Source organism: Arthrobacter sp. BB-1 (assembly GCF_006151685.1).
In the GTDB taxonomy this organism is placed as follows: domain Bacteria; phylum Actinomycetota; class Actinomycetes; order Actinomycetales; family Micrococcaceae; genus Arthrobacter.
The window spans coordinates 43,763-66,143 of sequence record NZ_VDEV01000019.1 but is presented as its reverse complement, the minus strand read 5'-3'; the positions used below and the strand labels follow the sequence as shown (position 1 = coordinate 66,143).

The following is a 22,381-nucleotide window of genomic DNA, read 5'->3' as shown; positions in this document are numbered from 1 at the left end:
CATGCTGGTTGGAAACGGATTACACCGCAGGGGCCGGTTGTAGTTCGGTGGTCCTGCGCCGTCCGCGGCCATTCTTGGCGAAACGCAGGTACAGCGAGGGGACGATGAACAGGTTGACCAGCGTTGACGTGACCAGGCCGCCCAGGATCACCACTGCCATGGGATGCTCGATCTCGTGGCCGGGGATGTTTCCCATCACCACGAGCGGCACCAGGGCCAGCGCGGTGGCCAGCGTGGTCATCAGGATCGGCGACAACCGCTCTGCAGCCCCGCGGAGCACCAGCTCCGGTCCGAAGGGGACGCCCTCGAACTGTTCAAGGTGCTGGCAATGGTTGATGAGCAGGATGCCGTTGCGGGCCGCGATCCCCATGAGGGTGAGGAAGCCGACCAGGGAACCCAAGGACAGGACTCCACCGCTGAGGTGTGCCGCGATAATCCCGCCCACGAGCGCCACCGGCAGGGTCAGGATGGCCAGGGTGGCCAGCCGCCAACTCCGGAAAGCAGCCTGCAGCAGAAGGTAGACCACAATGACCGCGACGATGGAGTACAGCAGCAGGCGCTGGGATGCGGCCTGCCGTTCGGCATATTCACCCAGGACAACTGCGCTGTAGCCGACCGGGAACTGGATTGATTCCATGCCGTTCTGCAGCTTCTCCACTACCTTGGCCAGGTCGCCTTCCTTGACGTTGGCGCTGACATCTATGCGCCTCGATCCCTCGGAACGCTCAATCACGTTGGGCGTGGGCTTGACCGAAACCGCCGCCACATCGGCCAGCCGGATCTTCTGCCCCGACGGCGTGTCCAGCACGAGGTTCTCTATGCTGGTGACACTCGTCCGGACCTCCGGCGGGCTCCACACCTGGACGTCGTAGGCCTTACCGTCCCGGTAGATGTCGCCCACTTCTTCGCCGGCCACCATGGTGGCCGCTGCGCGACGGACGTCGCCCGGCTTCAGGCCGTAGCGGTTGGCTGCCTCCAGGTTCACTTCCACGTCGATCTGCGGAATGTTGGCCTGAAGCGCAACCTTGGCACCGATGGCTCCGTCAATGCCGCCGAGGATCTCTTTGATCTTGTCGGCTTCCTGGCGAAGTATTGAAAGGTCGTCGCCATAGACACGGACGACGACGGCATAGCCGGTTCCGGTGAGTACCTCACGGATGCGTTCCTTGAGGTAGGTCTGCACGTCGCGCTGGATGCCTGGGTAGCCTGCAACCACCGACTCCACGGATTTCAGCGTGGCGTCGTAGTCCACGCCTGGGTCTACGCTGATCCAGTTCTCACCGAAGTAGACGCCCACCACCTCATCGGCGTTGAACGCCTGCCCCGTGTGGGACCCGCAGTTGTTCACGCCCTGGATGGTCATGAGTTCCTTGCAGGCCAGCTGGCTGACGCGGACCTCTTCGGCGTTGGACGTGCCGGGCTGCGTGAGCCAGTGCATCAGGAAATCGCGCTCCTTGAACGACGGGAGCAGCGACTGGCCCAGCAGCGGCGCCGCCACTATGCCCACCACGCCCAACGCGGCCAAGGAGAGGTAACCGGGAACAGGCCGGCGCACGATTGGCCTGAGCGCCTTGCTGTACCAGCGTTTCAGGACCCTGACCACGGGCGGATCCCTGTCCTCCAGCTTTGCATTCCGGAGGAAGATGTAGGCCAAGGCGGGGGTGACGGTCAGCGCCACGAGCATGGACGCGAAGACCGCCAGTGTGTAGGCGGTGGCCAGCGGCCGGAAGAACGCGCCCGTGAGCCCGTCAAGGAAGAAGATCGGAACCGTGGCGGCCACGATGATCAGCGTGGCGTAAACGATGGGGCCCCGGACCTCCAGCGACGCATTGACCACGACTCTCGCGGTGCTTTCGGAGCCGCCGGTTGCCCGGTGGTGCCGCAGGCGCCTGACGATATTTTCGACGTCGATAATGGCGTCGTCCACCACCACCCCGACCGCAATCACCAGCCCCGCGAGCACCATCGTGTTGACTGTGCCGCCCGTCCAATAAAGGACGAGGGCCGCCGCCACCAGCGACAAGGGGATGGCCAGCACGCTGACCAGCGCCGTCCGCCACTGGAAGAGGAAGACGCTCAACACCATAATGACGAGCAGGCAGCCAAGGAGGAGGGCAACCCCGAGGTTATTGAGGGATTCCTCAATGAACGTTGCCGGCCGGAAAATGGTGGTGTCCACGGCGATTCCGGTCAAGCCGGGTTCGAGCTGCTTCATTGCCTCTTCCACGCCGCGCGTGACTTCAAGGGTGTTGCCCCAAGGCAGCTTCTCCACGATCAGCATCAGTCCGGGACCGCCGTTAATGACGGCGTCACCAATAAGCTGCTGGTGGTCCTCCACCACGTTTGCCACGTCGCCCAGTTTCAGTGGGGGTTTCCCCTCCCGGTCCTCCAGCGACACCTGGGCCAGGTCCTCCGGGGTGGTGATGGGCTGTACGTGCCGGATCCCGATGGACTGGCTGGGCGTGTCCAGGGATCCGCCAGTGCCGATCACCGCACCGGAGGAGTACTGGAGCAGTCCGGCGTCCAGCGCATTGGCCGTTGAACTCATCACTGATTCCAGGCTGACGTTGTGGGCAGCCAGCCTGGCCGGATCAGCCTGGACCTGGAGCATCTGGAGGCGTTCGCCCCAGATTGCCACGTTCGCCACGCCCGGAACGCGGAGCAGGTGGGCCCTGATGTTCCAGTAGGAGATCATGGACATCTCGATCAGGGACCGGGTGTCGGAGGACAGGCCGATCTTCATCACCCGGCTGGTGGAGGAGAGCGGCTGCAGCATCACTGGCGGGGCCGCCCATGTGGGCAGCGTGGGAATAACTGTCGCCATCCGCTCGGAGACCAGCTGGCGTGCCGTCAGCAGGTCAGTGCCGTTCTCGAACTCCATGACGATCGAGGACAGCTGCGGAACTGATTTGGACCGCATGTGGTCGAGACCGTCAATGCCGTTGAAGGCCTCCTCCATGGGGACCGATACCAGCTCCTCGACCTCGGCTGCCGTCAGGCCAAGGCATGCTGTCTGGACCTCGACTTTAGGCGGCGCGAACTCAGGGAAGACATCCACTGAAGCGCTGCTGAGCTGGGCGCCGCCAACCATCATCAGGGCCGCCGCCAACGCAATGACGATGGATCTAAAGCGTAGGCTGGCGGCGACTATCCTGCGCATATCACTTGCCCGTAACGAACTCTGCGCCGAACAACTCAGCGGCGGCCACGGTCACCACTGTGGTCCCGACCGCGGGGCCCGCGCTGGCCGTGACCACACCGGCCTCCACTTTGGCCACGGTCACGGCCTGCCGCTCGAACACCCGTGGCTCGGGGTTCGTATAGACCCACGTCTTCCCCTGGGCGTCGTAAAGCAGGGCAGCATAAGGGAGGACAATGCCTCCCCCCTCAGGGGCAGGCTTGACGGTGTCCGTGAGCAGTTCGAGCCGGTCAATGGCCCGTTCGCTGAGCGTTATGCGTGCGATGCCCGTGGTGGCATTCTTCTCCACCTTGGCCGGCGCCTCGGCTGCCGACTCCGCCTGAGCCGTGGTTTGGGCACAGGCGGGCAGTGAGGACAACAGGGCGGCGCAGACAGCAGCTGCGACTGGCAGGCGCCGAAGGAGGCTTTTACTCGTCATGATACTTTCACCTTTTCCGGCATTGACATGACTGGCTGTTCTGATTCGTAGACTTCCGACCACTCTTCGGGCTCAGTGCGGGGACCGAACCAGAGGGTGAGCAGCGGGAGGATGAAGAGCCCCACGAGCGTGGTGGTCACGAGGCCGCCGGCAATGATCAGCAGCATCGGCACTATCAGGGCCTGGCCCACCGTGCCGCCAAGGAAGGCTGGCGGTATCAGGATGAGGACCGTGATGATGGCCGATTTCAGGACTGGTGATACCCGGTCCCGGGCTGCCTGCATGACCACGTCCGTGCGCGACGCTCCGGCAGTTTCGCGCCAGATTTCGTCGACGCGTGCGGACAACAGGGCTGCGTTGCGTGCGGCGATGGCCAGGACGGCAGCAAACGCTGTCAGCGAAAGCCAGGACAGCGACGCCGATCCCAACCATGCCGCCACCGCTGCTCCGGACATTGCGGCAGGCAGTGCCAGGAAGGTGGCGAACGCCAGTTTCCAGCTCCTGACCGCTGTCTGGAGCAGGAGCAGCACAGCCAGGGCCGCAGCAGCTCCGAGCCCGTGCACCAGGGTATCCGCGGCCTGGAGTTCGCCATATTTCGTGGGGATCTCGGCGTGGTACTCGAGCGGGAACTCGATCTGCTGGATGGCTGCCCGGATGTCCCGCTGGATGTCTTCCAGCGGGCGTCCGCTGATGTCGGCGACAATGTCGATGCGCCGCGACGTGGCATCATGCTGGATGACGACTTCATTCGGGACCATGCGCACGTCGGCGATCTGCCCCAGTTGGACGTGGCCGCCGTTGGGGGTGTCGAGAAGCAGTTCACGGATGCTCGTCAGGTCGTCCCGGACGCCAACGGCTCCCCGCAGAACCACCTCGAAAACCTTCTGCTGTTCAAAGAGGTTCCCAACCACGATGCCCTGCATCAGCGTCGCAGCGGCGCGCCTTGCGTCGCCGGGCTTGATGCCTGCCTTTTGGGCGGCTTCGAGGTTGACCTGGACCTCCACCATCGGGACCATGTCCGGGGTGTTAATGGTCGGATTGTTCACCCCATCGATCTTCTGGAGGGCCTGGCGAATTTCCGCTGCTTTTTCGCGCAGCACCGGCATTTCGGTTCCAAACACCCGGACCGCGAAGCCCGGTTCCATGCTGGAGCGAACCTCACCGATGGTTTGCTGCGAGTAATTCATCACATTGTGTGCGATGCCAGGGTAGCCCTGGACTACGTCCCGCACGGCCCGCTCGGTCTCGCCGAAGTTGGCCCCCCGGTCGATGGACACCCACAGCTCAGCAGAGCTGTTGCCCACCACCTGGTCTGCGGAGATGGCACGCCCCACATGTCCACCGACCCCGGAGACCCCCGGAAGGGCCCGAAGCTCGTCGGCGGCCTTCGCGGCAATCCGCTGGACTTCATCGTTGGAGGTCCCGGCCATGGTGTCCCACTGAACCAAGAGGGTGCGGTCGGGCATCGTAGGCACGAGTTGCCTGTTTTGCGTCAGCTGGGAGCCGGCAGCGATGCCAAGGACGCCCACCACCGCAACAGACACCAGGGCCACGCCCTTACGAGGGTTGATTCCGCCTACCGCGCGCTCGTAGTACGCCTTCCCGCGGTTGACAGCAGCAAACTCTTTGTGGGTTGTCGTCGTGGATGGAAGCAGGAAGTGCGCCAGCACGGGCGTCACGGACAGGCCGACGAGCAGTGCAGCGGCCAACGCCAGCGCCAGCGACCAGAACAGCGGGGTGAAGAACGCGCCGCCGACCCCGGTCACAAAGAGCGTGGGAACGAGGACGACCAGCATGATGAGCGATGCGTGGAACAGCGGGGTGCGGACTCCCTTGGCGATGACGCTGATCCTCGATCTTGGGGAAGTCCCAGGTTGCGTCGCGTCCTCGCCCACGGCACGCCGCCGGTGGGCCTGGATGTCCTCCACGATGTCGCCCACGATCACCGTTGTGCCGAGCAGCACCCCGAGCAGGATGGCGATATTGAGTGTTGCATTCTGGGCAAACAGCACAACTGCCGCCGTCGTGACCGTCGTGGCGATGGCCACGAGCGCAATCAGGGCCGCACGCCAGGAGCGGAAGAACAGCCAGAACAGGGCTACGGCGATCAGCAGGCTGATCAGCAGTGCGAGGCCAAGGCTCTCTACGGACTCCTGGACGCCTGTTGCGGGCCGGAAGACGGACGTGTCGATCTGGATCCCGGTGAGGCCCGGCTCCATGTCCTTCAGGGCGGCTTCAACGTTGCGCGTGACCTCCACGGCGCTGGTGCCGGGGAACTTCTCCACCACCAGCATCAGGCCTGCACCGGTGCCGGTCACGGCGTCGCCGATCAGTGGCTGGTGGTCCTCCTTGACCTGGGCGATGTCACCCAGGAGTACCGGTGGGTCCGCTTCCTCTACGCTCACCTTGGCCAGGTCGGCCGGGGTGCGGATGGGGAGAACGTGCTGGATGCCAAGGCGCTGGTTGGGCGACTCCACGAAACCGCCGGTCCCCGGTGTGGATGCCTCCAGGAAGCTCAACGGCGATACCCATACGGCGTTACCGGTGGTCTTGACCAGCTGTTCAAGGGTTATGCCCTTGTCGCGGAGCTGCGTGGGAGTAACTTCAACCTGGAGCTGCTGTTCGCGCTGGCCCCAGATGGATACGTTCGCGACGCCCGGAATGCCGATCAGGCGCGGCTTGATCTTCCACCGGGCCAGGACCGACATGTCAATGCCGGAGAGCTCGGTGGAGTTCATCTTGATCATCATCACGCGGCTGGTGGAGGACATCGGCTGCATGATCAGGGGCGGCGAGGAGACGTTGGGCAGCGCATGCGCCTGCGTCATCCTTTCCGCCACCAGCTGGCGGGCGCGCAGGACGTCCGTTCCGGGCTCGAAGACGAGTTCGATGGACGAGAGCCCGGGAACGGACTTGGAGCGTATCTCGTCCAGCCAGGCCACGCCGTTGAGGAGGTCCGCCTCCATAGGGGCGGTGATGAGCTGTTCGACCTCAGCGGCGGAAAGCCCAAGGGCTTCGGTCTGGATCTCGACCTGTGCGGGGGCGAACTCCGGCATGGTGTCCACAGCCATGTGTGGAACATTCACTACGCCAAAAGTGATGAGGCCCGCTGCGATCGCGAGAACCAGGATCCGAAACTGCATGCTGAACCGGGTAACCCAGCCAAACATGGTTCGTCACCCGTTGGTTTCTCGGCTGGGGTAGAACGAGGGGTGCAGCCCGCGGCTACGTTGCTGCGGGTGTAAATGGCAAGAATACATTTCAGGCTCCTACGCCGGAGACCAGTCAGTTTCCCCACAGACTTGAACATTACAATGCACCTGCCCTGACGTTATTGGCAAGAGGGGAAAGGCACTCAATTTCGCGGCGGTAGGGGGTAGGGGAGGGCACGTAGTTTTACCGATGGGGCCAGTAGGGGGACAGGTAATCCCGGCACCCGTTGCAGTAGGGGGAACCCGTTGCCGACCGGGTTCCCGCGGAGGCCGTCCTTCCCGGCAAAGGTCCGGCGGTGTTCCTTCCCGGGTGCGCTAAAGTGGTCTCATGCGTGCGATCCTCCTGCTTAGCCAGCCGCCCGGTATCCGGAACAACGGATAGCGTGCGGCAGCCCCTCCATGGTGAGGGGCTTTTGTGTGTCCGGGAGCATTCCGGTGGCAGCAGGAGGATCAGGCCGTTATGGCAGCACAGATGCCGTAACAGAACAGAAGAGGGCAGCAGTGGGCGTTCAGCCGGAGACAGAGACCGGAACAACAGCAGCAGTGTCAGCGGAAGTGCCCGAGGAGGGCACCTACAGCTTCACGGCGATGGAGGCCAAGTGGCCGCAGGTATGGGAAGACCTTAAGGTCTTCACCCCTGTCGACGACGGGTCCCGGGAACGGCGCTACGTACTGGACATGTTCCCGTACCCTTCGGGGGACCTCCACATGGGCCACGCGGAAGCATTCGCCATGGGTGACGTGGTGGCCCGCTACTTCCGCCAGAAGGGCTTCGACGTCCTCCACCCGATCGGCTGGGACTCGTTTGGCCTGCCGGCGGAGAACGCTGCCATCAAGCGCAATGCCCACCCCAGCGAGTGGACCTACGCCAACATCGACACCCAGGCTGCATCCTTTAAGCGCTACGCCATCTCGGCCGACTGGTCCCGACGGCTCCATACCTCGGACCCCGAGTACTACCGCTGGACCCAGTGGCTGTTCAAGCGCTTCTACGAGCGCGGGCTGGCCTACCGCAAGGACTCGCCGGTCAACTGGTGCCCCAAGGACCAGACCGTGCTGGCCAACGAGCAGGTAGTCAACGGCGCCTGCGAGCGCTGCGGCACCACGGTCACCAAGAAGTCCCTCAACCAGTGGTACTTCAAGATCACCGAGTACGCCGACCGCCTGCTCGATGACATGGAGCAGCTCCGCGGGCACTGGCCCGAGCGCGTGCTGGCCATGCAGAAGAACTGGATCGGCCGCTCGGAGGGTGCCCACGTCAACTTCGTGATCGAGGCCGACGGCGGCAGGCCCGCCAAGGAGGTGACGGTCTTCACCACCCGCCCGGACACCCTGTACGGCGCAACGTTCTTTGTGGTGGCAGCAGACGCGCCGCTCGCCGTCGAACTCGTCACGGACGAGCACGCCGCTGCGCTGGACGAGTACCGTGAACAGGTCAAGGCGCTGTCCGAAATCGAGCGCCAGTCCACGGAACGGGAAAAGACCGGTGTCTTCACCGGTCGGTACGCCATCAATCCCCTGAACGGGGAGAAGCTGCCGGTCTGGGCCGCTGACTACGTCCTGGCCGACTACGGCACCGGTGCCATCATGGCCGTGCCCGCGCACGACCAGCGGGACCTGGATTTCGCCAGGAAGTTCGAGTTGCCCGTTCGGGCAGTGCTGGACACCGGTGAGGAAGACCCGGCCGTGTCCGGCACCGCAACGGCGGGAGAGGGCACCCTGATCAACTCGGGCAACCTCGACGGCCTGCCCAAGTCCGAAGCCATCCCTGCCGCGATCGCCATGCTGGAGAAGCAGGGCACGGGCGAAAAGTTCGTGAACTTCCGGCTGCGGGACTGGCTGCTGAGCCGCCAGCGGTTCTGGGGCACGCCCATCCCCATCATCCACTGCCCGTCCTGCGGCGAGGTCCCGGTTCCCGACGAGCAGCTGCCCGTCACGCTTCCCTCCGACCTGCGCGGCGAGGACCTGTCGCCGAAGGGCACCTCGCCCCTGGCCGCGGCCGAGGCCTGGGTCAACGTCGAGTGCCCGTCCTGCCATGGCCCGGCCAAGCGCGATACCGACACCATGGACACCTTCGTGGACTCGTCCTGGTACTTCCTCCGCTTTGTCTCCCCGCACTACACCGAGGGCCCGTTCGACCCGGAGAAGGTCAACGACTGGATGCCTGTGGGCCAGTACGTGGGCGGCGTGGAGCACGCCATCCTGCACCTGCTGTACGCCCGGTTCTTCACCAAGGTCATCAATGACCTGGGCCTGATTGAAGCCAACGAGCCCTTCACCGCACTGCTGAACCAGGGCCAGGTGCTCAACGGCGGCAAGGCCATGAGCAAGTCCCTGGGCAATGGCGTGGACCTGGGCGAGCAGCTGGACAAGTATGGGGTGGACGCGGTCCGCCTCACAATGATTTTTGCCTCCCCGCCTGAGGACGACGTGGACTGGGCCGACGTCTCGCCGTCCGGTTCCGCCAAGTTCCTGGCCCGCGCCTGGCGCTTGGCCCAGGACGTGGCGAGCGAACCCGGCGCCGACGTCACCACGGGCGACCGCACCCTGCGCTCCGTCACGCACCGGACCATCGCCGACGCTGCCCAACTGCTGGACGCCAACAAGTTCAACGTGGTGGTGGCCAAGCTGATGGAGCTGGTGAACGCCACGCGCAAGGCCATCGACTCCGGCGCCGGCGGCGCGGATCCTGCCGTCCGTGAGGCTGCGGAGGCCGTCGCGGTGATCCTCAGCCTCTTCGCGCCTTACACCGCGGAGGACATGTGGAACGTCCTGGGACACCCGGCCTCCGTCGCGAATGCGGGCTGGCCGGCCCATGATGCCTCCCTGCTGGTCCAGGACACCGTCACCGCCGTTGTGCAGGTCCAGGGCAAGGTCCGGGACAGGCTCGAGGTCTCCCCGGACGTCTCCGAGGACCAGCTGCGCGAGCTGGCGCTTGCATCGGAAAACGTCCAGCGTGCACTGGATGGCCGCGGCATCCGCACGGTGATTGTCCGCGCCCCTAAACTGGTCAACATCGTCCCGGCCTAGCCGGACCAGGCCGCCGGAACAGCTCCGGCGGCCTGCCGTGACCCCAGGAGGCCCCCTTGCCCGACCGTGACGCCGCCGCCTGGCCGTGGATCCGCGGACGCCTCGCGGCGATGCGCGCCAGGCAGGACGCTGTCCGGCGGGATGGTGCTGGAACCCGGCAGGCCGCCGTCGTGCGCACTGCCGTGGTCACTGATTCCGCCGCTGCCTTGCCGCCGGAATGGGTGGCCGCGCTCACGGGCGACGGCGTCCTGACCGTCATCCCCATGCCCGTAATGGTGGGGGAGGAGATCTACGGCGAGGGCGAAGACGACATCTCCGAAACAATCGCCCTTGCCCTGGCCAGCGGAACCTCCGTGAAGACATCCCGGCCCTCGCCGGGCCAATTCGAGCAGGCTTACCGCGCTGCACGGCAGAAGGGCTTCGAAGCGGTGGTCTCCGTCCATATCTCCGGGGACCTGTCCGGCACGGTGGACGCGGCCCGGCTGGCCGCGGACAGGGTGGACATTCCGGTGGAAGTTGTGGACTCCCGGACCGTTGGCATGGCTTTGGGCATGGCCGTCCAGGCGGCCGTGAGGGCAGCGGCCGACGGCGGTGGCGCTGCAGCCGTTGCCGCTGCCGCGGCCGAACAGGCAGGACGGACGAAGGTCTATTTCTATGTTCCCAGCCTGGAGCAGCTGCGCCGCGGGGGCCGGATCGGTGCCGCCGCCTCGCTGCTGGGGACGATGCTGGCCATCAAGCCGATCCTCGCCGTGGATGGCGGCAGGATTGTGCCGCTTGAGAAGGTGCGCTCTGCTGCCAGGGCCGTTGCGCGCCTGGAGGAGATCGTTGCCGCCGATGCTGCTGGCCGGCCGGCGTCGGCCGTCCACCTCGCCGTCCACCACTTTGGCAACCCCGAAGAAGCGAAAAACCTGGCCGCACGGCTGGCCTTGGCCTTGCCCGGGTGCCCGCGGGCCCAGACCAGCTCCCTTCCCGCCGTCCTCGCAGCCCATGCCGGGCTGGGAGTCCTGGCCGTGATCGTTGGGGAGGAGCTGGCGGAAACGGGAACCCCTTCCGCGGGCCTTTCCACATAACGGGTACCAGCACTGTTGCCGCGCCCGGACGTATCCCTAGCGTGAAGCTATGGCACGCCGGGACGCTGGAGAAGCAGGTGGTTCGGCGCGCCATGCCAGGAAACGCCTGCAGGCCGCCCTCGGGGACGCTCCCGCCGGCCTGCTCCTGGACGGCAGCGGGGAGGCACCCTTCGAGTACCGGGGACCGGCAGGGGACCCGCCGGGCGCCTCCCCGCATTCCCCATCCGCTGGCTCCGCGCCGGACAGGGATCCTGCCCCCTCAGCGGTGGGGCCCGTGCTCCGCTGGCGGGTGGGGCAGCGCCTCGCCGTGCTGCTGGGCGTCCTTTCCGTTGCAGCCGGTGCATGGTTTTGGTGGCAGGCCGCATCAGGCCGTCCGGAGATCCTGCCGCTCAGCGGCATCAGCACCGGCAGCCTGGTGGACGAAAGCGCCCCCGCAGGGGACCAGGCGGCAGGAGGTGCCACTGAACCTGCCAGGCACGCCAACGGAAGGGATTCCACCGGATCGGTGGTGGTCCATGTGGCCGGTGCGGTGGCAAGGCCGGGCGTGGTGCAGCTGCCCACAGGCAGCCGGGTCCACGAGGCCATCGCAGCTGCCGGAGGAGGGATACCCGGGGCCGACCTGAACCGCCTCAACCTGGCCCTCGCGGTGGAGGACGGCCAGAAAATCCACGTTCCGCGGGAAGGCGAAGAGGGCCCTGCCTCCGAACAGGAGGGCGCGGGCCAGGACGGCGGTGGCGGCGTGGGTGGCGGAACCGGAACATCGGCGGACGGAAAAATCAACCTCAACACCGCGGGCGTGGAGGAGCTGGATGCCTTGCCGAAAGTGGGCCCCGTGCTTGCCCAGCGCATCGTGGACTGGCGCAAAGAGCATGGGGCTTTCAAGAACGTCGAAGAGCTGGATGCCGTGGACGGCGTGGGACCCAAGATGCTTGAAGCGCTCCTGCCGCTGGTGACCGTGTGAGAAGGCCCGCCGGTGCGGGAAGGCCCCTACGATCTGGACGCACGTGTGAGCTGCGGTCCTCAGGTGCTGCTGATGGCCAGCGCTCCCGATGGGTAGTGGAAGGAAGTCGTCCGTGACGAGTCCTTGGAGCCGCTATGTGGAGTCCGCGGTCCGTGGCCCGTCCACACCATCCGGTCCGGGGGGCAGCCCTGAAGCAGGCGCGGGGTTTCAGGAGGCCCCTGACATTCCGGCAGTCCGCTCCGAAAATGTTCCTGGCCGGCGGCGGACGCTGGCCCTTGCGTCGCCGTCCGGGCACCGTGTCCTGGGGCGCTGGAGCCTGATCCGGGAGGCGGCCTGGCAGCGGGCGGTGAAGGACGGTCAAGGGACAACCACCGGCACTTCCGGTGAGGCCCCGCGCCGCCGCACCGACATTCGCCTCACCCTGCCGGCGGCAGCAGTGTGGGCCGCGTCAATCGCTGGACTCTGGCTGACGCCGCTGCCTCTGGGAATCCTGTGCTGCGCAGCGGTGGTCCTTGGACTGCTCCTGTTATCCAGGGCAGCCAGGGCCTCCTTGGCGGGCTTCCGCCGGCGCAGGCCAGGGGAAACTGTGGCAGGGGAGGCCCGCCCTGCAGGACGACGGGCGGCGGGAGCAGGGGTATGGGGAAGACGGGCGGCGGGAGCCGGAGGTACTCCTGTTCAGCGGAGCTTCCTGGCCACCAGTGCGGCAGCGCTCTTCCTCGCTGCCGCCGCGGCCTCGCATTCGGCTGTGGCAGCCACCCAGAGGTCCGAGGGTCCACTGGCGGAAGCGATCGCGGCCGGAAAGTCGGTGGTGGCCGTGGTCGAAGTGGCGGGGACGCCTCGCGCGCTGTCGGCACCCGGCCAGGCAGGACCGCCGGAACGGTGGTCCGTACCCGTCTGGACGCAGGAGATCAGCACCGGGGGAGCCATCCTCCGGACCCGTGCCCAGGTGGTGGTCATGGGCGGCCAGGCGTGGGCGAACCTTGTACCGGGCCAGCTGGTCCGCACTGCCGGAAAGTTTCGCCCGCCTGATCCAGGCCGGAACGAAGCCGGGATCCTCACTGCTTCCTCCGCCCCCGGGCGGCCCAACGCACCTCCCCTGCTGCAGGGATCGGCCAAGATACTGCGGGAACGGTTTGTGGCGGCAGCCTCCTTCCTGGCCCCCGATCCGGCGGGCCTGCTTCCCGGCATGGTCACGGGAGACACCAGCAGGCTGGATGAGGGCCTGGACAACGCCATGAGAAGCGTCGGCATGACGCACCTGACAGCCGTCAGCGGGGCCAACTGCAGCCTTGTCCTCGGCGCCTTGCTGTTGGCCTGCCGGAGCCTGCGCCTTCCGCGCGTGCCCGCTGCTGTGCTCGCCGGCGCTGGGCTGGGCCTGTTCGTGGTGCTCGTGGGTCCCGATGCAAGCGTCCTGCGGGCGGCGCTGATGGGGGCTGTTGGCGTGATCTCGCTGGCTGGCGGGCGATCCGGGCGCGGGCTGAGTTTCCTGTGCCTTGCCGTGATCGGGCTGCTGCTGATCGACCCTGGGCTGGGGTCGAGTTTCGGGTTCCTCCTGTCCGTCCTGGCCACCTTGGGGATCATTGTCCTTGGACGCCGCGTCATCGACTGGACGCCGGCAGTCATTCCGCGCTGGGTGGCCGCCGCGGCGGCCGTCCCGTTGTCCGCGCAGTTGATGTGCGGGCCCGTCCTGGTCATGCTGCAGCCCCAGTTCTCAACGTACTCGCTGCTGGCAAATGTTGTTGCGTCACCCCTGGTGGCCCCGGTGACACTCCTGGGGACGGCAGCCGTGCCCCTGGTGATTCCGGCGCCCTGGGCCGCCACAGCCCTGATCGCCGTGGCAGGCACCTTCAGCGCCGGCGTTGCAGCTACGGCAAGGTTCACTGCACAACTTCCGGGTGCATCGCTGCCGTGGCCGGAAGGCATTGCAGGGCTGTCCACCATGCTCCTGCTGTCTGTCCTGACCTTCGGGACGGTGTGGGTGGCCTGCCGTCCCCGCCGGCTCGGCCACTTCATCCTTGCTTTGCATCGGCAAACTGTTGCCCTGATCGAAGTCCTGGAAACGCGACAAGCCGGGACCCTGCGCCGCATTGGCTGCAGGTCCGTACCTCAGCCGGGACGGCCCCGGGTGCCACTGTCCGAGGCCAGCTTGGAGCGGACGGCCGGACGTGGCAGGCTGGAATACTCCACAAGACTTTCCGGAAGGAACCCACGATGGCCGCTGCGCAGAAGCGAGCAAACCGTTCCCCGGCAGCGAATTCAGCCTCCTGGCGGGATGTAGCGCCGGCAGCGGTGGTGCTGGTCAGCGGCCCGGAGGAGTACCTGGGCATCAGGGCCATGGACCACGTCCGTGCCCAGGTCCGGGCCTCGGCCCCGGACGTCGAGGTAAGCCGGATCAATGCTGCGGCCTACGAGCCGGGCACCCTGCTGATGCAGGTCAGCCCGTCCCTCTTCGGCGAAAGCAAGCTCATTGAAGTGGAATCCGTCGAGGCCATGAACGACGCCTTCCTGGCGGACTGCCTCGCATACCTGGACCATCCGGAAGCGGATGTCGTCCTGGTCCTCCGGCACGGCGGCGGAGTCCGGGGGAAAAAACTCCTGGACGCGGTCAAGAAGGGCGGCTGGCCCGTGGTGGACTGCCAGCCCCTCAAAAAAGACTCAGACAAGACTGCGTTCGTAGCGGCCGAGTTCAAGGCCGGCGGCCGCCGTATCGAGCAGGACGCCGTGCAGGCACTGGTGAACGCCGTCGGCGCGAATCTTTCGGAGCTTGCGGCGGCGTGCAGCCAGCTCATCGCCGATGCAGGGACCACCGTGACTGCGGAGATTGTAGACCGCTACTACGGGGGCCGTATTGAAGCGACGGCGTTCAAGGTGGCGGACGCGGCAATGGCAGGCAACGCTCCCTTGGCCCTGTCCACGCTCCGCCATGCCCTGGCCACGGGAGCAGACCCCGTTCCCCTTGTTGCCGCGCTGGCCGCGAAGCTCCGTACCGTGGCCCGCGTTGCCGGTGCATCCGGCTCCTCTGCCCAGATCGCGGCGGAGCTCGGCATGCAGCCCTGGCTCGTGGAGCAGGCGCAGCGGGACGTCCGCCGGTGGACCCCGGATGGCCTGGTCCGGTCCATCCAGGCAACGGCCGAGGCGGACGCACAGGTCAAAGGGCTTTCCCGGGACCCCGTGTATGCGGTGGAGCATGCCGTCACGGTGATCGCCATGTCCGTCCGGGGCCGCTGAGTGTTGTCCCCCAGTCCTACGGGACCTTCCACAGACTCCGGGCCGCGCAGGACCTAAAACTTGTAGGCGCCTCAGAACCTGCATGGCTCGGATCCGCGCACAAGCCTTGGACCGGCAGGAACCCTTCCGCTTGAATCCGCAGCTTAAAGATGTGTGGCCGGCCCCCGAGGGGACCGGCCACGACCATCAGTTCGGTGGAACTGGAAACCTTACAGTGCGTTGACCTTCTTGGAGATCGCCGACTTGCGGTTTGCTGCGTTGTTCTTGTGCAGGACACCCTTGCTAACAGCCTTGTCCAGCTTGCGGCTGGCAGTAACCAGGGCAGCAGCAGCTGCATCCTTGTCCGTGGACTCAACGGCGGTGTTGACGGCGCGGATGGCCGTCTTCAGCTCTGACTTGACTGCGTTGTTGCGCAGGCGTGCCTTCTCGTTGGTGAGGATGCGCTTCTTCTGGGACTTGATATTCGCCACGTGTGAACTCTCTTTTTAATGCGGAAATGGTCTAGAGGGCTTTCAGGTTGGCCATTGACTGAGCGGCGTGGGGATACCTATGGCGGCCAACCATCAGTGGCCGTCGACCTGCACGGACACACAGCTATAAAGAATAGCAGGTCAGCGGCAGGGCTGGCCATTTTCCGTCCTTACGTCCAGCCGTGTCGCCTGCGCAGCCCGTCCGCCACGTTTTCGAACCGCGCACGGTCCAGGACTGCACCTTCCCGCCGGATGCCCTCCGGCCGAAGCTGTACGATCCGGTCCAGCCGGGCCTCGCTGGCCCGGCCCTGCCTGTCCCAGGCGCCGGCGCCCAGGTCAACATAGTCCTGCGACGTTGCCGCTTCGGGAACACGGTCCTTGCTGGTCAGCATTACCCCGAGCAGGTATCGGCCGCTGCGGCCCACCAAAAGTACGGGGCGGTCCTTGCCCCGGCTGTGGTCCTCTTCGTAGGGCACCCACGCCCACACCACCTCGCCCGGATCCGGTTCACCGTCCGGCCTGGGCGCGTAGTGGGCGCTGAACTGGCCCTGGAAGTCACCTGGGTACCCGTCGCCGTCGCGGACGGAGGCAGGGCGGCGGCTGTTGCCGGATGCCGGTGCCGTCGGGCCGGGGGAGGAAACCCTGTCCGGTGCGGCGGAAGTCCTGGCTGCTTTTGTGAGTGCCCGGAGGCCTGCCTGGACGGCATCCTGCAGTGATCGGAGATTGAGAACCATCCAGCAACCCTATAGCCGGGCCCGGTACGGGGGAACGAAGACAGCTGGTCCAGCCAGGATGCGGTGGCGCAGGCGCTGACGTGGGACACTGGAAGTTGAAAATGTGCGGTCGGGCCGCAGCGTGCCATCGGCGCGTCCTGCCTGGTTGCCCAATGCCATCAGTGAATGCCAACAGTAAGGACCCTGCGTGTCTCCCATGGCCCGCACCGCCCCGGTGCCCGCCGCGACAGATCCGGCCATTATTCGGAATTTCTGCATCATCGCGCACATTGACCACGGCAAGTCCACGCTGGCCGACCGGATGCTTCAGTTGACCGGAGTGGTCCAGCCCCGCGACATGAAGGCCCAGTACCTGGACCGGATGGACATCGAACGCGAACGCGGCATCACCATCAAGTCACAGGCGGTCCGGATGCCGTGGGAACTTGACGGCAAGAGCTACGCGCTCAACATGATCGATACCCCGGGCCACGTTGACTTCACGTACGAGGTCTCCCGCTCCCTCGCAGCCTGCGAAGGGGCGATCCTCCTGGTGGACGCGGCGCAGGGCATCGAGGCCCAGACGCTGGCCAACCTGTACCTCGCGATGGAGAACAACCTCACCATCATTCCGGTCCTGAACAAGATCGATCTTCCGGCAGCGCAGCCGGAGAAGTACGCTGCGGAACTTGCCAGCCTCATCGGAGGCGACCCGGAGGACGTGCTCCGCGTATCGGGAAAGACCGGCATGGGCGTTGAAGCGCTGCTGGACAAGATCGTGCGCGACCTGCCGGCTCCCGAGGGCGACGCAAACGCCCCGGCCCGCGCCATGATCTTCGACTCCGTCTACGACACCTACCGCGGCGTGGTCACCTATGTCCGCGTGGTGGACGGCATGCTGCACCCGCGCGAGCGCATCCAGATGATGTCCACGCGGGCCACGCACGAACTCCTGGAGATCGGCGTGAGCTCCCCGGAACCCACGCCCTCGAAGGGCCTCGGCGTCGGCGAAGTGGGATACCTCATCACCGGCGTGAAGGACGTCCGTCTTTCCAAGGTCGGCGACACCGTCACCAACCTCGCGAAGCCGGCCGCTGAATCACTGCCGGGCTACGCCGACGCCAAGCCGATGGTCTTCTCCGGCCTGTATCCGCTGGACGGCACCGACTACCCGGTGCTCCGGGACGCGCTTGAAAAGCTGATGCTTAATGACGCCGCGCTGGTCTACGAACCCGAAACGTCGGCCGCGCTGGGTTTCGGATTCCGTGTGGGCTTCCTCGGCCTGCTCCACCTCGAAATCACCCGCGAACGGCTCGAGCGCGAGTACAACCTGGACCTGATTTCCACCGCACCCAACGTGGAATACGAAGTGACGCTGGAGGACAAGAAGGTGGTCCATGTGACCAACCCCAGCGAATACCCCTCCGGCAAGATCCACGAGGTTCGCGAACCGATGGTGTCCGCCACCATCCTCGCTCCGAACGAGTTCGTCGGCGCCATCATGGAACTGTGCCAGAGCCGCCGCGGCGTTATGGGCGGAATGGACTACCTCTCCGAGGACCGGGTGGAAATCCGGTACCGCCTGCCGCTGGCGGAGATTGTGTTCGACTTCTTCGACATCCTCAAGTCCAAAACCCGAGGCTACGGGTCCCTGGACTGGAAGGCCGACGGCGACCAGGTGGCTGACCTGGTGAAGGTTGACATCATGCTCCAGGGTGAACAGGTGGATGCCTTCTCGGCCATCACCCACCGCGACAAGGCCTACGCCTACGGCGTAATGATGACCACCAAACTGCGCGAGCTGATCCCGAGGCAGCAGTTCGAGGTGCCCATCCAGGCGGCCATCGGGTCCAGGATCATTGCCCGTGAAAGCATCCGCGCCATCCGCAAGGACGTGCTGGCCAAGTGCTACGGCGGTGACATTTCCCGTAAGCGCAAACTGCTGGAAAAGCAGAAGGAAGGCAAGAAGCGCATGAAGATGGTGGGCCGGGTCGAGGTCCCCCAGGAAGCCTTCATCGCCGCCCTCACCACCGACGAGTCCAAGGACAAGGCAAAGAAGTAGTGAACACAGCGTCCGGCAACACCGGAGGCCCCAGCAATGCCTAGCATTCTTCCTCTCGGCGACCCGGCGCCGTCGGACGGTCTGTTGCCTGCCCAGGCAGCGGACGGTGCGGCGGACCGGGCGTTCGGGCTGTACGTGCACATTCCTTTCTGTGCCGTCCGGTGCGGGTACTGCGATTTCAACACCTACACCGCCACGGAACTGGGCGGCGGCGCATCCCAGGATGCGTATGCCGGCACGGCCGCATCCGAAGTGGCGCTGGCGGGGAAGGTCCTGGCCGGATCCGGGCTTCCGGCGCGCAAACTCAGTACCGTGTTCTTCGGCGGCGGCACCCCCACCCTGCTGCCCGCGGACGACCTTGCCCTGATCCTCCGCCGCGCCATCGACGAGTGGGGAATCGAGGATGGCGCCGAGGTGACCACCGAGGCGAACCCGGACTCGGTCACCCCTGAATCCCTGGCCATTCTCAAGGACGCCGGGTTCACCAGGGTCTCCTTCGGCATGCAGTCCGCTGTTCCCCATGTCCTGAAGGTCCTGGACAGGACCCACACGCCCAGCCGCGTGCCGCAGGTCGTTCAGTGGGCGCGTGATGCCGGACTCGCCGTGAGCCTGGACCTCATTTACGGGACACCAGGGGAGTCGCTGGACGACTGGCGCTACTCCCTTGAGACGGCGCTGTCCTACCAGCCGGACCACATCAGCGCCTACGCCCTCATTGTGGAGGACGGCACCAAGCTCGCCGCCCAGATCCGCCGTGGCGAAGTTCCCGGAATCGACGACGACGACCACGCCGACAAGTACGAACTCGCCGACCACCTCATCACCCAGGCCGGCCTCGGCTGGTACGAGGTCAGCAACTGGGCCCGCACGCCGGAGCAGGCCTGCCGGCACAACCTCGCCTACTGGCGGGGCGACGACTGGTGGGGGATTGGACCGGGGGCGCACTCCCACGTGGGCGGCGTCCGCTGGTGGAATGTCAAGCACCCCACGGCCTACGCCGGACGCCTTGCGCAGGGAGTGTCACCGGCAGCCGGCAGGGAAACCCTGGACCAGGAGACCCGGAATGTCGAGCGTGTCATGCTCGAGGCCCGTCTCCAGTCCGGCCTCGACGTGTGGTCACTGGGCCAGGCGGGACGGCACGAGGTGGCCGGACTGATCGCGGACGGCCTCGTGGATCCTGCCGCCGCTTTCAAGGGAAGGCTGGTCCTCACGCTCAAAGGGAGGCTGCTGGCAGACGCGGTGGTGCGCCGGGTCCTCCCGGACTGATCGGCACAAAGCAACGCGGGCCCGCGCCCGCAGCGTTCCCTGGCCGTGGAGCCGGTGCGGCCTTGCGGGGCCGGGGTGGAGTTACTTGATCCAGCGCAGGTTGTACTGGTACCGGTGCGGCTGTCCACGGTTGACATGGATGCCGGCCGCCACCGAGAAGCAGGTCAGGGCAATCCAGATGAGGGTGGCTATGACGGCAAAGACGTTGCCGATCACGGGAACGAAGACCACCAGGATGTTCGCAACCAGGGCAGCGATGGTGGGCGGCAGGCTGAAGTTCAGGGCTTCCTTGGATTCCTGGGCGGTGAAAGGCCCCCGGTCCCGGAAGATCAGGTAGATCAGCAGCGACGGAACACAGCCCAGGATGCCCCCAAAGTGGGCCATCGTGGCCCATTGGCGGTCTTCGCTGGCTGTGAGGGGCAGCGCATTCGCGGGAACGCCGTGGTACTCCGAACGGCCCTGGCCGCCCTGGGTGTCCCTGTGATCGCGTGCGTTTTCTGCCACAGTCTGTTCCTTCTGAAGTGCAATGGTGCCGGCCAAGAATGCTTACTTGGTGCGCAGGCCTGCATTGTTGCAGGATCCGCAGTACCAAGAATACTTGGTACTGCCCGGTATCGGCGCCGGAATGCGCGCGCCGGGGTGGAGCGCCCTCAGGGAACGGTGAGGAAGTCGATGACTTCCTCAACCCTCCCCAACAGCGAGGCTTCAAGGTCTGCGTAGGTGCGGACGGCGCCGAGGAGTTTCTGCCAGCCGAGTCCGATGTCCTCTTTGGTGGCATGGGGCCAGCCGAACGCTGCGAGGATGCCGGTCTTCCAGTCCTGCCCGCGCGGCACCACTGGCCACTGCTCAATGCCCAGGACAGCGGGCCGGATGGCCTGCCACACGTCCACATAGGGGTGCCCCACAATCAGGACGTTCCCCGCGGCACCCGGCGAGGCCATAACGGCGTCGGCTATGCGTGATTCCTTGGAGTCCGGCACGAGGTGGTCCACCAGGACACCCAGCCGCCTGCCGGGTCCGGGCCTGAACCCTGCGACTGCCGCCGCGAGGTCATCAATGCCGTGGAGGGGTTCGACGACGATGCCCTCCACGCGCAGGTCATCTCCCCAGACCTTTTCCACCAGTTCCGCGTCGTGCTTTCCCTCCACCCAGATGCGGCTGGCTTTGGCCACCTGCGCCCGCTGGCCGGCAACCCGGACTGACCCGGAAGCCGTCCGGCCGGGCCCGGCAACGGCACCGGCTGCCTGCCGCGGGGCCGGGGGCAGGAGCTTGATGGCCCGCCCTTCGAGAAGGAATCCGAAGCCCAAGCGGAAAGACCTGGACTTTCCGCGCCTGTCCTCCAGGGCAACCACATGCATTCCGCCGGATTTTTCGACGCGGGTCACGGCACCCACCCAGCCGGACTGGACGTCCTCGAGCACCATTCCCCGTTCAACGGGCACCTCGGGCAGTTCAGTCTTTGCGGGAGCGGACAAGTCCCGCGGGCCCCAGTTCTGGTACTGCATGGTTTCACTCCGCCTAGCGTTCGGTACAGGTCCGGAATTTCGCCCGGAGCGGTACCAATGCTAGCAACGGGGGGAGGCATAATAGACTGTTAGCACTTAGGCATGTCGAGTGCTAACCCTTGAGGTGGCACAGCGCGGGCGGTGCTGCCGCCCCGAACCCTGGATGGAGGTGGAGTGTGAGCGAGCCACGCAAACTCGAAGTGCTGCGTGCAATCGTGGAGGACTACGTCCACTCCCGGGAACCCGTCGGGTCCAAGGCCCTGGTGGAGCGGCACCATCTCGGTGTGTCCAGCGCGACGATCAGGAACGATATGGCCGCCCTGGAGGAAGAGGGCCTGATCACCGCTCCGCACACCAGCGCCGGGCGTATCCCCACAGACAAGGGTTACCGGCTGTTCGTGGACCAGATCTCTGCAGTCAAACCGCTGTCCCAGGCGGAACGGAGGGCCATCCAGTCACTGCTGGAAGGATCGGACGACCTTGACGACGTCCTTGACCGCACCGTCCGGCTGCTGTCGCAGCTGACCAACCAGGTCGCGGTGGTCCAGTACCCGCACCTGAGCCGGGCACTGGTCCGCCATATCGAGTTCGTCCTCCTTGCACCGCGGAAGGTGCTGGTGGTGCTGATCGCCAACAGCGGCAAGGTGGAGCAGCGCGTTATCGACGTCGGCCAGGACCTGGCGGATGACGCCCTCGCCAGCCTGCGGGCACGGTTCCTCGGATCCCTTGCCGGCACGCCGCTGAGCCAGCTCGCCCAGTCCCTGCCGGCGGTGGTGGCCACAGCGGCCCCGAGCCAAAGGCAGGCCGCCCATGCCCTCGCCGTCGGCCTCGAGGGACTGGCCCAGAGCAGCAGGGAGGACCGCATGGTCATGGCGGGCACAGCCAACCTTGCGCGGTCCAACGTGGACTTTCCGCTCAGCATCGGTCCGGTCCTCGAAGCGCTTGAGGAGCAGGTGGTCATGCTCCGCCTGCTGAGCGAAATGGCGCAGGACCACCGCGGAGTGGCTGTCAGCATCGGCCGCGAGAATCCCTACGACGGCCTGGCCGAGGCATCCGTGGTTGCAACAGGGTACGGTCCGGACCACGTTGCCAAAATCGGCGTCCTGGGGCCAACCAGGATGGACTATCCCACCACCATGGCCGCCGTCAGGGCCGTCGCCCGGTACCTTTCGCGGATCCTGGGCCCCTGACGTTTTCCGGTTCCCCGGGCAGGCAGAGCATTTTCCGCAGTCCAACTGCAGGCAGTA

At 66.0% G+C, this 22,381-nt stretch carries 15 protein-coding genes; 8 read left to right on the top strand and 7 right to left on the bottom strand.

Annotated elements, in window-relative coordinates; translation table 11 throughout:
- Positions 1 to 19: 19 nt before the first annotated feature.
- The 3 genes from FHJ30_RS10580 to FHJ30_RS10570 are packed head-to-tail and all read right to left on the bottom strand — an operon-like array spanning position 20 to position 6,760.
- Entirely contained in the window at positions 20 to 3,160 is a 3,141-nt protein-coding gene (locus FHJ30_RS10580; protein ID WP_139029251.1) for an efflux RND transporter permease subunit, read from the bottom strand.
- Between the two features lies 1 nt (position 3,161).
- Entirely contained in the window at positions 3,162 to 3,617 is a 456-nt protein-coding gene (locus FHJ30_RS10575; RefSeq protein WP_139029250.1) for a hypothetical protein, read from the bottom strand.
- The gene (locus FHJ30_RS10570) at positions 3,614 to 6,760 is read right to left on the bottom strand and encodes an efflux RND transporter permease subunit (protein ID WP_240793666.1); all 3,147 of its coding nucleotides are present in this window, start codon (positions 6,758 to 6,760) and stop codon (positions 3,614 to 3,616) included. Before FHJ30_RS10570 ends, FHJ30_RS10575 begins: the two co-directional genes overlap by 4 nt.
- Positions 6,761 to 7,330: 570 nt before the next feature.
- On the opposite strand from FHJ30_RS10570, the gene leuS reads away from it, so the two are divergent.
- The 5 genes from leuS to holA all read left to right on the top strand — a co-directional run bounded on the left by leuS (position 7,331) and on the right by holA (position 15,118).
- Positions 7,331 to 9,859 (top strand): leucine--tRNA ligase, encoded by a 2,529-nt coding sequence (gene leuS / locus FHJ30_RS10565; RefSeq protein ID WP_139029248.1) that lies wholly within the window; start codon positions 7,331 to 7,333, stop codon positions 9,857 to 9,859.
- A gap of 56 nt (positions 9,860 to 9,915) precedes the next feature.
- Positions 9,916 to 10,929, top strand: coding sequence for a DegV family protein (locus FHJ30_RS10560; RefSeq protein WP_139029247.1), 1,014 nt, complete (start codon positions 9,916 to 9,918; stop codon positions 10,927 to 10,929).
- 49 nt (positions 10,930 to 10,978) lie between these two features.
- Positions 10,979 to 11,890, top strand: a complete 912-nt coding sequence (locus FHJ30_RS10555; protein ID WP_139029246.1) for a ComEA family DNA-binding protein — start codon at positions 10,979 to 10,981, stop codon at positions 11,888 to 11,890.
- A 112-nt stretch (positions 11,891 to 12,002) separates the two neighbouring features.
- On the top strand, positions 12,003 to 14,168 hold the full coding sequence (locus tag FHJ30_RS10550) for a ComEC/Rec2 family competence protein (RefSeq protein WP_240793665.1): 2,166 nt from the start codon (positions 12,003 to 12,005) through the stop codon (positions 14,166 to 14,168).
- Positions 14,102 to 15,118: a DNA polymerase III subunit delta gene (gene holA / locus FHJ30_RS10545; protein ID WP_139029244.1), complete on the top strand. Its 1,017-nt coding sequence runs from the start codon at positions 14,102 to 14,104 to the stop codon at positions 15,116 to 15,118. Before FHJ30_RS10550 ends, holA begins: the two co-directional genes overlap by 67 nt.
- 209 nt (positions 15,119 to 15,327) lie before the next feature.
- On the opposite strand, the gene rpsT is transcribed toward holA, so the two are convergent.
- Together rpsT and FHJ30_RS10535 are read right to left on the bottom strand one after the other, a co-directional pair.
- Positions 15,328 to 15,588 carry a 30S ribosomal protein S20 gene (rpsT, locus tag FHJ30_RS10540; protein ID WP_056739236.1) on the bottom strand — a complete coding sequence of 87 codons (261 nt, stop codon included), beginning with the start codon at positions 15,586 to 15,588 and terminating at the stop codon, positions 15,328 to 15,330.
- Between the two features lie 170 nt (positions 15,589 to 15,758).
- Entirely contained in the window at positions 15,759 to 16,322 is a 564-nt protein-coding gene (locus tag FHJ30_RS10535; protein ID WP_139029243.1) for a type II toxin-antitoxin system PemK/MazF family toxin, read from the bottom strand.
- Positions 16,323 to 16,509: 187 nt separating this feature from the next.
- Here FHJ30_RS10535 and lepA point away from each other — a divergent pair, with 187 nt between their 5' ends.
- Together lepA and hemW are read left to right on the top strand one after the other, a co-directional pair.
- On the top strand, positions 16,510 to 18,363 hold the full coding sequence (lepA, locus tag FHJ30_RS10530) for a translation elongation factor 4 (protein ID WP_041652071.1): 1,854 nt from the start codon (positions 16,510 to 16,512) through the stop codon (positions 18,361 to 18,363).
- 36 nt (positions 18,364 to 18,399) lie between these two features.
- A complete protein-coding gene (gene hemW, locus FHJ30_RS10525) occupies positions 18,400 to 19,629 on the top strand; it encodes a radical SAM family heme chaperone HemW (RefSeq protein WP_139029242.1) in 1,230 nt (409 codons plus the stop codon).
- Positions 19,630 to 19,710: 81 nt separating this feature from the next.
- Here hemW and FHJ30_RS10520 read toward each other — a convergent pair whose 3' ends face one another.
- Together FHJ30_RS10520 and FHJ30_RS10515 are read right to left on the bottom strand one after the other, a co-directional pair.
- Positions 19,711 to 20,133 (bottom strand): DUF4870 domain-containing protein, encoded by a 423-nt coding sequence (locus FHJ30_RS10520; RefSeq protein ID WP_139029241.1) that lies wholly within the window; start codon positions 20,131 to 20,133, stop codon positions 19,711 to 19,713.
- Between the two features lie 146 nt (positions 20,134 to 20,279).
- A complete protein-coding gene (locus tag FHJ30_RS10515) occupies positions 20,280 to 21,134 on the bottom strand; it encodes a DUF3097 domain-containing protein (protein ID WP_139029240.1) in 855 nt (284 codons plus the stop codon).
- A 176-nt stretch (positions 21,135 to 21,310) separates the two neighbouring features.
- Between FHJ30_RS10515 and hrcA the strand changes: the two genes are divergently transcribed.
- Positions 21,311 to 22,324, top strand: a complete 1,014-nt coding sequence (gene hrcA, locus FHJ30_RS10510) for a heat-inducible transcriptional repressor HrcA (RefSeq protein WP_139029239.1) — start codon at positions 21,311 to 21,313, stop codon at positions 22,322 to 22,324.
- Positions 22,325 to 22,381: the final 57 nt, after the last annotated feature.